Annotated in this window: 9 protein-coding genes and 1 pseudogene; 4 read left to right on the forward strand and 6 right to left on the reverse strand. The window is 62.9% G+C overall.

The features are described 5' to 3' along the window. Positions 1–45: 45 nt before the first annotated feature. Positions 46–993 (forward strand): fimbrial protein, encoded by a 948-nt coding sequence (locus M1B34_RS21225; RefSeq protein WP_268266151.1) that lies wholly within the window; start codon positions 46–48, stop codon positions 991–993. Positions 994–1,073: 80 nt separating this feature from the next. Here M1B34_RS21225 and M1B34_RS21230 read toward each other — a convergent pair whose 3' ends face one another. Further along, positions 1,074–1,232: a DUF3309 family protein gene (locus M1B34_RS21230; RefSeq protein WP_177326809.1), complete on the reverse strand. Its 159-nt coding sequence runs from the start codon at positions 1,230–1,232 to the stop codon at positions 1,074–1,076. Positions 1,233–1,557: 325 nt separating this feature from the next. On the opposite strand from M1B34_RS21230, the gene M1B34_RS21235 reads away from it, so the two are divergent. Together M1B34_RS21235 and M1B34_RS21240 are read left to right on the forward strand one after the other, a co-directional pair. Further along, on the forward strand, positions 1,558–2,373 hold the full coding sequence (locus tag M1B34_RS21235; protein WP_268266152.1) for an SDR family oxidoreductase: 816 nt from the start codon (positions 1,558–1,560) through the stop codon (positions 2,371–2,373). A 64-nt stretch (positions 2,374–2,437) separates the two neighbouring features. Further along, positions 2,438–2,769, forward strand: a pseudogene (locus M1B34_RS21240) (YnfA family protein). A 35-nt stretch (positions 2,770–2,804) separates the two neighbouring features. On the opposite strand, the gene M1B34_RS21245 reads toward M1B34_RS21240, so the two are convergent. From M1B34_RS21245 to mnmC, 5 genes are all read right to left on the reverse strand, one after another. Next, positions 2,805–3,032: a YheU family protein gene (locus M1B34_RS21245; protein WP_123328299.1), complete on the reverse strand. Its 228-nt coding sequence runs from the start codon at positions 3,030–3,032 to the stop codon at positions 2,805–2,807. Positions 3,033–3,129: 97 nt separating this feature from the next. After that, a complete protein-coding gene (locus M1B34_RS21250) occupies positions 3,130–4,314 on the reverse strand; it encodes an osmoprotectant NAGGN system M42 family peptidase (protein WP_268266153.1) in 1,185 nt (394 codons plus the stop codon). A gap of 117 nt (positions 4,315–4,431) precedes the next feature. Beyond that, the gene (ngg, locus tag M1B34_RS21255; protein ID WP_268266154.1) at positions 4,432–6,177 is read right to left on the reverse strand and encodes an N-acetylglutaminylglutamine synthetase; all 1,746 of its coding nucleotides are present in this window, start codon (positions 6,175–6,177) and stop codon (positions 4,432–4,434) included. A gap of 3 nt (positions 6,178–6,180) precedes the next feature. Next, positions 6,181–7,953, reverse strand: coding sequence for an N-acetylglutaminylglutamine amidotransferase (locus M1B34_RS21260; RefSeq protein ID WP_268261614.1), 1,773 nt, complete (start codon positions 7,951–7,953; stop codon positions 6,181–6,183). A gap of 203 nt (positions 7,954–8,156) precedes the next feature. Beyond that, positions 8,157–10,136, reverse strand: a complete 1,980-nt coding sequence (gene mnmC, locus M1B34_RS21265; RefSeq protein WP_268266155.1) for a bifunctional tRNA (5-methylaminomethyl-2-thiouridine)(34)-methyltransferase MnmC2/FAD-dependent 5-carboxymethylaminomethyl-2-thiouridine(34) oxidoreductase MnmC1 — start codon at positions 10,134–10,136, stop codon at positions 8,157–8,159. Between the two features lie 199 nt (positions 10,137–10,335). Between mnmC and pap the strand changes: the two genes are divergently transcribed. Next, positions 10,336–11,859 (forward strand): polyphosphate:AMP phosphotransferase, encoded by a 1,524-nt coding sequence (gene pap, locus M1B34_RS21270; protein ID WP_123328294.1) that lies wholly within the window; start codon positions 10,336–10,338, stop codon positions 11,857–11,859. The last annotated feature ends 42 nt before the right edge of the window (positions 11,860–11,901 follow it).

The raw sequence follows: 11,901 nt of genomic DNA on the forward strand, positions 1-11,901 counted from the left end.
GGCCCGCGTGGTCAATACACAAGCCGCAGGGCACAGGAACTTACGATGAACATCATCCTTTTGGTTTTGGGGCTGTTGCTGTTTTCCGGGGTCAGTCGTGCGGCTACCTGCGAGAGCGCGAGAGAACACAAAAACTACGTCAATCTGAGTCTTTCGATCGCTCGTGACCTCCCGGTCAACAGCACATTTTTCAAGGAAGAAATCACCAAGGCTCCCATCCGTGTGGTGTGCAGCCGGCTGGGTAATTACAACCTGAGTATGGCACTGACTGGTCCTTTGACGGACTTGGGGAACCATGTATACGCGACCGGGATCCCGGGCGTAGGCATGCGTGTGCTCTGGGATAACCCTAAAGAGGCTGGTCCCTTGGGAGGCATTTACATGGGGCCGTTCAAGTCCGTGCCGCTGGGCCGCGGGCTCAATGAGTATTTCTCGCCCCACCGTTTCACCTTCGAACTGATCAAGACCGGCCCGATGTCTTCCGGCCACTCAAAGGACCTGGCCGTTGATATCTGGTACAGCGATGCCCTGGTGCACAAGATCAGCTTCAGCAACACCCAACTGACGATCAGCAACATGGGCTGCAAAGTGGCGGAGCCCGTTCAGTCAGTCGAACTTGACCCGATTCACCAGCGCGCCTTGCCCAGCGTTGGTTCGTCGGCGGGAGCGAAGGGGTTTGCGATTAAATTGACCTGCGATAAAGGCGTCAAGATTGCCTACCGGGTCGACGGCATCAACAGCCGTGATCACATCCTGCTCAATGACGCAGGAGCCGGTATGGCGCAAGGCGTTGGCTTGCAGTTGCTGCGAGGGGACGCCGCCAGTACCACGCTGCAATTGCTGGGTGCACGCACCGACGTCATCACGGTGCCGACTACAGAGGACGGCCAGGCGGTCTCTATCCCGCTGGCTGCCAGGTACTATCGAACCTCGCCCGATCTCAAGGCCGGGCTTATTGCTACCCGTGCCACGGTGACCTTGATCTACGAGTAAGGTGCGACCCAAAGGCAGTACAAAAAAACGCCAGTGACAACACTGGCGTTTTTTATGGCGCACTCAATCGAGCCGCAGCGTTATATCCTGCCGAGCAGAAGCAGTACCAGCAGCACTACCAGCACCACGCCGATGATGCCCGATGGCCCGTAACCCCAACTTCTGGAGTGTGGGAAGACTGGCAGGCCGCCGACCAGTAGCAAAATCAGAATAACGATGAGAATGGTGCCCATGTCGATTTCCTTATTAAAGTTTTAATCACGTACGTGGCTGGTTTAATGACGGGCTCGTTTTAACTAATGAGCGAGCCGCTTAATAATTCCGACTCTGGGCACAGCGAGATAATTCCAAGTTTTTTTAAAGTTTTTTGCGGCTTGGGTTATTCCGTTTTATTTACTTTCCGCGGCCTGTACAAGTTGCTCCCGTACGGAACTATTGATACGGGGCAACGTCGCACCGAGGCTCAAGTTTGCCTGGGGCATTCAGCAGTCTGATGGTGCGTGGGTCGGGCTGGGTCCTTCGCTACACTCGGCCGATCTTCCCCAGAACAACAAGGCAACTCCTATGCAAAATCGCATGATGATCACTGGCGCCGGTTCCGGCCTGGGTCGTGAAATCGCTCTGCGCTGGGCGCGTGAAGGTTGGCAGTTGGCCTTGTCCGATGTCAGCGAACCGGGCCTTCAGGAAACCCTGAAACTTGTTCGCGAGGCGGGTGGCGATGGTTTTATCCAGCGCTGCGATGTGCGTGATTACAGCCAACTGACGGCGTTTGCCCAAGCCTGCGAGGTGAAGTTGGGTGGCATCGATATCATCGTCAATAACGCCGGTGTAGCCTCGGGCGGTTTTTTCAGCGAGTTGTCCCTGGAGGATTGGGACTGGCAGATCGCAATTAACCTGATGGGCGTGGTCAAGGGCTGCAAAGCCTTCCTGCCGTTGTTGGAACAGAGCCGCGGTCGGATCATCAACATTGCATCCATGGCGGCCCTGATGCAGGGCCCGGCGATGAGCAACTACAACGTGGCCAAGGCCGGTGTGGTGGCGCTGTCCGAAAGCCTGTTGATTGAACTGGCACAGCAGGAAATCGGTGTGCACGTTGTCTGCCCGTCGTTCTTCCAGACCAACCTGCTGGACTCCTTCCGCGGCCCGACCCCGGCGATGAAGGCCCAGGTGGGCAAGTTGCTGGAAAGCTCGCCGATCAGTGCCGCCGATATCGCGGACTACATCTACACCCAGGTCGGCGCCGGAGAGTTCATGATCCTGCCCCATGAGCAGGGCCGCATGGCGTGGGCACTCAAGCAGCAGAACCCTCAAGCGCTGTACAACGAAATGACCCTGATGGCCGACAAGATGCGCGCCAAGGCCAAGCAAAACGCCAGTTGAACTTGCCCCCGCGCGAGGCCGTCGTCAGGATGGCCGGCATCCAGCCATCCTGACGAGACCTTGCATGCTCAACTACCTGTGGTTTTTCCTTGCGGCGCTGTTTGAAATCGCTGGCTGCTATGGCTTCTGGATGTGGTTGCGCCAGGGCAAGAGCGCCTGGTGGATCGTCCCGGCGTTGCTCAGCCTGACGCTTTTTGCGCTGTTGCTGACCAAGGTCGAGTCCACCTACGCCGGTCGTGCTATGCGGCCTACGGCGGTATTTACGTGGTGGCGTCGATTGCCTGGTTGGGAATGGTCGAGCGGGTTCGTCCGCTGACATCTGACTGGCTGGGCGTGGCGCTCTGTGTGATCGGCGCCAGCGTCATTCTGTTCGGGCCGCGTTTTTCCGCGCCGTAATCTGCAACGGACTCAGGTCATGAGCCCGTCGGCATTCAGTCAAACAGCTCCTTGGGCACATCGTGCTTGAGCATCAACTGGCACTGCTCGCTGTCCGGATCGAACACGATCAGCGCCTGGCCCTTGGTCAGCGCCTGGCGCACGCGCAATACGCGGGTTTCCAGGGGCGTGTCATCGCCATTGTCGGTGCCGTCACGGGTGACAAAGTCCTCGATCAGACGGGTCAGGGTGTCGACTTCAAGTTGGTCGTGGGGAATCAGCATGGGGGCCTCCGGCAAACAATCCCGGATGCTACTGCGCCGGGGCCTGTGCCGCCAGCCAAACCGCTGCCCAGGCCCCGTTGCGTCATGCCTGGTGGCTTCACGCTTTATTGCCTACCAGGCTGTCCACCGACGGCACCCGGGTGTCGCTCTCCATTTGTGCATCGTGCTCCAGTTGATGGCTGAAGCGGTCCAGCGAACCCTGGGCCGGCTGGGCATCGCTGGCGAACACCGGCGGGCTGAGGATGTAGGCGCCGAGCAGGCGGCTCAGGGCGGCCAGGCTGTCGATATGGGTCCGTTCGTAACCGTGGGTCGCATCACAGCCGAAGGCCAGCAGCGCGGTACGAATGTCGTGGCCGGCGGTGACGGCGGAGTGAGCGTCGCTGAAGTAGTAGCGGAACAGGTCACGGCGCACCGGCAGTTCATGTTCCGCGGCCAGGCGCAGCAAGTGTCGGGACAGGTGATAGTCGTAGGGCCCGCCGGAATCCTGCATGGCCACGCTCACCGCATGTTCGCTGGAGTGCTGGCCGGGTGCGACCGGGGCGATGTCGATGCCGACAAACTCGCTGACGTCCCAGGGCAGGGCCGCCGCCGCGCCGCTGCCGGTTTCCTCGGTAATGGTGAACAGCGGGTGGCAGTCGATCATCAAGGGCTCGCCGCTGTCGACGATGGCCTTGAGCGCTGCGAGCAAGGCTGCGACGCCGGCTTTATCGTCCAGGTGACGGGCGCTAATGTGTCCGCTGTCGGTGAATTCGGGCAAGGGGTCGAAGGCCACGAAGTCACCGACGCCAATGCCCAGGGAATCGCAATCGGCGCGGGTGGTGCAGTAGGCGTCCAGGCGCAGTTCGATGTGGTCCCAACTGATGGGCATTTCATCCACTGCGGTATTGAAGGCATGCCCGGAAGCCATCAGCGGCAAGACGCTGCCGCGCAGCACGCCGTTGTCGGTGAACAGGCTGACGCGGCTGCCCTCGGCAAAGCGGCTGGACCAGCAGCCTACGGGCGCGAGGGTCAGGCGGCCGTTGTCTTTGACCGCACGCACGCTGGCGCCAATGGTGTCCAGGTGGGCTGACACGGCTCGATCCGGGCTGTTTTTCTTGCCCTTGAGGGTGGCGCGGATGGTGCCGCGGCGTGTCAGTTCAAAGGGAATGCCCAACTCTTCCAGACGCTCGGCGACGTAGCGCACGATGGTGTCGGTAAAGCCTGTGGGGCTGGGAATGGCGAGCATTTCCAGGAGGACTTTCTGCAGGTAGTTGAGGTCCGGTTCGGGGATTGTACGGGTCATGGAAACTCCTGATGGGAAGAGGGCATCGATGGTTTCGATGAAGGGGTGTTCGGACGCTTTCGCTGGCCAGCCCGCTCCTAGCGTCAGACGCGTAGGAGCGGGCTTGTGGGCGAAGGCTCAAGGCGCCGGTTGGCTGTGGGGAAACAGCAAGTCGACAAAACGCTCCGCCGTGGGCTGCGGTTCGTGGTTGGCCAGCCCGGCGCGCTCGTTGGCTTCGATAAACACGTACTCCGGCTGGTCCGCCGCCGGCACCATCAGGTCCAGGCCGACCATGGGGATGTCCAGGGCCCGGGCTGCGCGGATGGCGGCATCCACCAGGGTCGGGTGGAGGATGCCGGTGACGTCCTCCAGGGTGCCGCCGGTGTGCAGGTTGGCGGTGCGCCGCACGAACAGACGCTGGCCTGCCGGCAATACGTCGCTGTAATCGAAACCGGCGGCGTGCAGGGTGCGTTGGGTTTCGTGATCCAGAGGGATTTTGCTCTCGCCCCCCGTGGCCGCCTGGCGTCGGCGGCTCTGGGCTTCGATCAGGGCGCCGATGGAGTGTTGCCCGTCGCCGATCACTTCGGCCGGGCGCCGAATGGCGGCGGCCACCACGTCGAAGCCGATCACCAGGATGCGCAGGTCCAGGCCTTCATGGAAGCTTTCCAGCAGCACCCGGCTGTCGAACTGCCGGGCGTGTTCGATGGCCTGCTGGACGTCTTCAATGCTGCGCAGGTCCACGGCGACCCCCTGGCCCTGTTCGCCGTCCAGAGGCTTGACCACCACCCGCTGGTGCTCGTCGAGGAACGCCAGGTTGTCGTCGGCGTTGCCTGCACGTTGCTGCGCGGGCAAGCGCAGCCCGGCGCCTTTCAAGACTTTATGGGTCAGGCTCTTGTCCTGGCACAGGCTCATGCTGATGGCGCTGGTCAGGTCGCTCAGGGACTCCCGGCAGCGCACACGGCGCCCGCCGTGGCTAAGGGTGAACAGCCCGGCATCGGCGTCATCCACCTGCACGTCGATGCCGCGGCGATGGGCTTCCTCGACAATGATTCGTGCGTAGGGGTTGAAGTCCGCCTGGGGGCCGGGGCCGAGAAACAGCGGCTGGTTGATGCCGTTCTTGCGCTTGATGGCGAAGGTCGACAGGGTTCGGAAACCCAGCTTGGCGTAGAGGTTCTTGGCCTGGCGGTTGTCGTGCAACACCGACAGGTCGAGGTAGCTCAGGCCGCGGCTCATAAAGTGCTCGATCAGGTGGCGCACCAGCACTTCACCTACCCCCGGGCGGGTGCAGTGGGGGTCCACCGCCAGGCACCAGAGGCTGCTGCCGTGTTCCGGGTCCTGGTAGGCCTTGTGGTGATTGAGGCCCATGACGCTGCCGATCACCGCGCCGCTGTCTTCATCTTCCGCCAGCCAGTACACCGGCCCGCCTTGGTGACGCGGGGTCAGCAGGTTCGGGTCGATGGGCAGCATGCCCCGGGCCTGGTACAGCTGGTTGATGGCCTGCCAATCGCTTTCATTCTGCGCCCGGCGGATACGGAAACCGCGGAATACCCGGGTGGCTTGGCGGTAATCGCTGAACCACAGGCGCAAGGTGTCGGAAGGGTCGAGAAACAGCTGCGCGGGCTCCAGGCCCAGCACCTGTTGCGGTGCGGCGACATAGAGGGCGATGTCGCGCTCGCCGGGCTGCTCGTTGAGCAGCTCTTCGGCCAGGCTCGCCGGGTCCGGGAAGGTGTGGCCGATCAGCAGCCGCCCCCACCCGCAATGCACGGCAATGGGCGCGGCGCCGAGTTCGCTGCCGTCCTCGGCGAAGCGTGCCTGCAAGCGTTCGTAAGAAGGCGCCTGGCCGCGCAGCAAGCGTTGGCTGTAAGCCGTGGCATGGGCTTTCATCGGTCAGATTCCTTGTTCGCTGAGCCACAGGTTCAGTGCCGCCAACTGCCAGAGCTTGGAGCCGCGCAATGGGGTCAACTGGCCTTGCGGGTCGGTCAGCAGGCGGTCGAGCATGGCGGGGTTGAACAGGCCACGGTCCTGGCTCGGGTCCAGCAGCAGTTCACGTACCCAGTTCAGGGTGTCGCCCTGCAAATGCTTGAGGCCCGGCACTGGGAAGTAGCCTTTTTTGCGGTCGATCACCTCGCTGGGGATCACCAGGCGCGCGGCTTCTTTCAGCACTTGCTTGCCGCCGTCGGGCAGCTTGAACTGGGCTGGCACCCGGGCCGACAACTCCACCAGGCGGTAGTCGAGGAACGGCGTGCGCGCCTCCAGGCCCCAGGCCATGGTCATGTTATCCACACGCTTGACCGGATCGTCGACCAGCATCACGGTGCTGTCCAGGCGCAGGGCTTTATCCACAGGTGCGTCGGCACCGGGCTGGGCAAAATGCTCACGGACAAAGTCGCCGGCAGCATCGTTGGCGGTCAGCCACTTGGGTTGCACGGTGGCGGCGTAGTCGTCGTAACTGCGGTCGAAGAACGCCGCTCGGTAGGCCGCGTACGGGTCGCTGGCGCCGTCCACTTGCGGGTACCAGTGGTAGCCGGCGAACAGTTCGTCGGCGCCTTGGCCGCTTTGCACCACTTTGCAGTGCTTGGCCACTTCCCGCGACAGCAGGTAGAAGGCGATGCAGTCGTGGCTGACCATCGGCTCGCTCATGGCGCGGAAGGCGGCCGGCAACTGCTCGATGATTTCGCGCTCGTCGATGCGCAACTGGTGATGCTGGGTGCCGTAATGTTTGGCGATCAGGTCCGAATACTGGAACTCGTCGCCGCGCTCGCCACCGGCATCCTGGAAGCCAATGGAGAAGGTTGAGAGGTTTTCCACCCCGACTTCCCGCAGCAGGCCCACCAACAGGCTGGAGTCGACGCCGCCGGAAAGCAGCACACCGACATCCACCGCCGCCCGTTGACGAATCGCCACCGCTTCACGGGTGCTGTCGAGCACGCGGTCGCGCCAGTCTTCCAAGGTCAGGTTGAGCTCGTCGGCGCGGGGGCCGTAGGGCAGGGTCCACCAGGTTTGTTGCTCGGTGCGGCCATCGGCTTCGATGCGCATCCAGGTGGCCGGCGGCAGTTTTTCAACGCCGGCCAGCAAGGTACGCGGCGCCGGCACCACGGCATGGAAGTTCAAGTAATGATTGAGCGCCACTGGATCGAGGATCGGGTTGATATCACCGCCCTTGAGCAGCGCCGGCAACGCTGAGGCGAAGCGCAGGCGCTGGCCGGTGCGTGACAAGTACAGGGGTTTGACCCCGAGGCGGTCGCGGGCGATGAACAGGCGCTGGGCATCGCGCTCCCAGATGGCGAAGGCAAACATGCCATTGAGCTTGGGCAACAGGTCGGTGCCCCAGGCGTGATAGCCCTTGAGCAGCACTTCGGTGTCACCGCCGGAATGGAAGGCGTAACCCAGTTTTTCCAGCTCGGCCCGCAGTTCGGGGAAGTTGTAGATGGCCCCGTTGAACGCCAGGGACAGGCCCAGGGCGTTGTCGATCATCGGCTGCGCCGAGCCGTCCGACAGGTCCATGATTTTCAGGCGTCGATGGCCCAGGGCGATCGGGCCCTGGCTGTGAAAGCCCCAGGCGTCGGGGCCACGGGGGGCCAGGTGATGGGTGATTCGTTCAACCGCTGCCAGGTCGGCAGGTTGATGATCAAAGCGTAGTTCGCCAGCTAGTCCGCACATAAGTCCTTACCGGTTTTTCCGTTGGGGAGAGTCAATCCGTAGCCACCAAAAGGGCGGGTACCAGGAAACTGACCTGTGCATAACTCGGGAGTTTTAGATCGATCGGTTATAAGAAAGTGGGTTCAAGTGCGTTGCTGGGCTGGTCAAGCTGCTGATTTGCCTGACTTTGGCGGCGCGTTTTTGCGACGCGCCGCCAGTGTCTATCAGGCTTTGCCGCGAATCAGCCGACGCAGGGCGAAGCGGTTGGGGTGGCACGCTTCGGCCACGCTTCTGGGCAGGGGCAGGGGTTCGTTTTCCAGCCAGGCGGCCAGCAACTCACCGGACAGCGGTGCGGTGATCAGGCCGCGGGAGCCATGGCCACTGTTGATATACAGGCCGTCGAGCCAGGGGCAGGGCAGGTCCGGTACTTGCCGCGCATCCTTGGCCAGCGCGGCGTAGGTGTCGGCGAACAGGGCCGGGTCGGCCAGGGGCCCGACGATGGGCAAATAGTCCGGGCTGGTGCAGCGAAACGCAGCACGGCCCTGCAAGGTTTCCAGCGGCAGTTGCTCGGCGCCGAGGCGTTCGCTGAGGTCGCTGGAAATTTCCCGCAGCATGGCCAGGTTGCCGATATGCTCGGCGACCGTGGCCGTCAGGTCGTCACTCTTGAAATCGAAGCTGGCACCCAAGGTGTGCTCGCCCAAGCGCGGTGGTGCGACATAACCTTCGGCGCACACCACGGTGGCCAGGCTCTGGCTGCGCGGGGTTTGCGGCAAGCGGGTGATCTGCCCGCGAATGCGTTTGAGGGGCAACTCGGCACTGGCTGGAAAGTGCTTGATGTCGGCCGCGCCGGCGAGGATCACCACTGCCGCGCTGGCCAGCAAGTGTTCGCCGTCCCAGGCTTGCCAGCGCCCATCGACCTGGCGCAGTTCCAGGGCGTTGTGCCGTTGCAAGACCTGGATTTTCGGATGGCGGGCTTGCCACTGGCACAGGGCCGGCGGATGCACCCAGCCCCCTTCGGGGTAGAACAGGCCGCCCCAGGCCAGGTCGACGCCAGCGCGCGCCTGGGCCTGGGGCTGGTCCAGCCGTTGCAGCAGATCAGTGGGGAAGGCGTCGGCCAATTGGGCCTGGCGCTCGTCTTCCTTGGGGTTGAAGGCCAGTTGCAGCACGCCGCAGTTGTCCCAGTCCTGGCCCCGTTGCAGTTGTTCAAGCTGCCGCCGGGTGTAGCCAAAACCGCTGAGGATCATCTGCGACAGCGCGGTGCCGTGGGCCGATAGCTTGAGGTAGAGCACGCCCTGGGGGTTGCCCGAGGCTTCCTGGGCCAGTTGCTCGTGGCGCTCCAGCAGGCTGACCTGCCAGCCCCGAGCCGCCAGGCTGGCGGCGCTGGCGCAGCCGGCCAGGCCACCGCCGATCACCAGGGCGGTTTTCTCTTGCGGTGCCGAGGGCCGGGCGAACCAGGGTTTGACGGCCGGTGTCGGCGCTGCGTCCTCGGGCCAGCCGAGAAATGCGCCGCGCAGCACCTCCCATTTGTGGCCGATGCCCGGGGTGCGTTTCATCTTGAACCCGGCGGCGTTCAACAGGCGTCGAACCCAGCCAGTGCTGGTGAAGGTGCTGATGGTCGAGCCGGGCGCCGCCAGGCGGGCCAGTTCGGCGAACAGTTCCGCGGTCCACATGTCGGGGTTTTTCGCCGGTGCAAAACCGTCGAGAAACCAGGCGTCGATCTGCGCATCCAGTTGCGGCAACTGTTCCAGGGCATCGCCGATCAGCAGGGTCAGGGTGACCCGGCCGGCATCCAGCACGATGCGCTGGAACCCCTGGTGCACCGCCACATAGGACGCCAGCAAGCGCTCGGCGAAGCTCGCCAGTTCCGGCCATAGGGCCAGGGCGCGTCGCAGGTCGTCGGGGCTGAGGGGGTACTTTTCCACGCTGACGAAATGCAAGCGGGCATCCGCATCGGCCTGGGCCTCGAACAACTGCCAGGCGCAGAGAAAATTCAGCCCGGTGCCGAAGCCGGTTTCACCGATCACAAAGCGCTCGCCCGGCTGGAGCGCGGCAAAGCGTTCCGTCAGGCGGTTCTGCTCGATAAACACGTGGCGTGTTTCGGCCAGGCCCGACTCGGTGGAGAAATACACATCGTCGAAGACCTTGGAACGCGGGCGACCTTGGTCGTCCCAGTCGAGTTGGGCATGGGGCAATACGGGAGTCATGTTCGGCTCGAAATCGGCAAGGCGGCCATTCTAGCTGATCGCCGCGGGTGCGATTGACCCATGACAAGGCCCGCTGCCTCCGGGGCGCGGAAAATCCGCCGCCGGCTTTTGCTGGCCAGCCTCGGGTTGCCCGGGGATTTGTTTCCTGCGGCCGTTGTCGATCCGCTAGTCTTGGAAAATTCTTGGAAGGGAGCCGTCCATGTTTGAATCTGCCGAAATCGGTCACGCCATCGACAAAGACACCTACGAAGCCGAAGTGCCTGCCTTGCGCGAGGCGTTGCTGGAAGCGCAGTTCGAGTTGCAGCAGAGGGCCGGGTTTCCGGTGATTGTGCTGATCAACGGGATCGAAGGCGCAGGCAAGGGCGAGACGGTCAAGCTGCTCAACGAATGGATGGACCCGCGGCTGATCGAAGTGCGCACCTTCGACCAGCAGACCGATGAAGAGCTCGCCCGTCCTCCGGCCTGGCGCTATTGGCGGATGCTTCCCGCCAAGGGGCGCATGGGGGTATTTTTCGGCAATTGGTACAGCCAGATGTTGCAGGGGCGGGTCCATGGTCTGTTCAAGGACGCGCGCCTGGATCAGGCAATCAACGCCGCCGAACGCCTGGAGAAAATGCTCTGTGACGAAGGCGCGCTGATCTTCAAGTTCTGGTTTCATCTGTCCAAGAAACAAATGAAGGCCCGGCTCAAGGCCCTGCAGGACGACCCGTTGCACAGCTGGCGCATCAGCCCCCTGGATTGGCAGCAGTCAGAAACCTACGACAAGTTCGTCAAATACGGTGAGCGGGTGTTACGCCGCACCAGCCGCGACTATGCACCCTGGCACGTGATCGAGGGCGTGGACCCTTATTACCGCAGCCTGACCGTGGGCAAGATCCTGCTGGAGGGGTTGCAGAACGCACTGAACCGCCCCGTTGGCAAGACGGCTTTGGTGACCGCTGCACCGCTGCCGTCCAGCGTCGATCAGGTGACCCTGATTGGCAGCCTGGACATGACCCAACGCCTGGACAAGGACGATTACGAGGAACAGCTGATTACCGAGCAGGCGCGCCTGTCCGGGCTGCTGCGGGACAAACGCATGCGCAAGCACGCCCTGGTGGCGGTGTTCGAAGGCAACGATGCGGCGGGCAAGGGCGGGGCGATCCGGCGGGTGGCGGCAGCACTGGACCCACGCCAATACAGCATCGTGCCGATTGCCGCGCCCACTGAAGAAGAGCGCGCGCAGCCTTATCTTTGGCGTTTCTGGCGGCACCTTCCGGCCCGGGGCAAATTCACCGTGTTCGACCGCTCCTGGTACGGTCGGGTGTTGGTGGAACGTGTCGAGGGTTTCTGTTCCCCGGCCGACTGGCTGCGGGCCTATGGCGAGATCAATGACTTTGAGGAGCAGATCGCCGATGCAGGGGTGATCGTGGTCAAGTTCTGGCTGGCGATCGACAAACAGACCCAGCTGGAGCGCTTCCAGGCCCGGGAAGAGATCCCCTTCAAACGCTTCAAAATCACTGAAGACGACTGGCGCAACCGCGAAAAATGGGACGACTACCGCGCCGCTGTCGGCGACATGGTTGACCGTACCAGTACTGAGGTGTCGCCCTGGACCCTGGTGGAAGCCAATGACAAGCGCTGGGCCCGGATCAAGGTATTGCGCACCCTCAACCGCGCCCTGGAAGAGGCGTTCGAAAAGTCCGACAAGGACGATAAAAAACGCAAGAAGGACAAGAAATAGAGCGATGGTCGCGCATACGCGGGGTGAATGATTGTCGCGGTC

Origin of the sequence: Pseudomonas morbosilactucae (assembly GCF_023241715.1) — a bacterium.
Taxonomy (GTDB): Bacteria; Pseudomonadota; Gammaproteobacteria; order Pseudomonadales; family Pseudomonadaceae; genus Aquipseudomonas; species Aquipseudomonas morbosilactucae.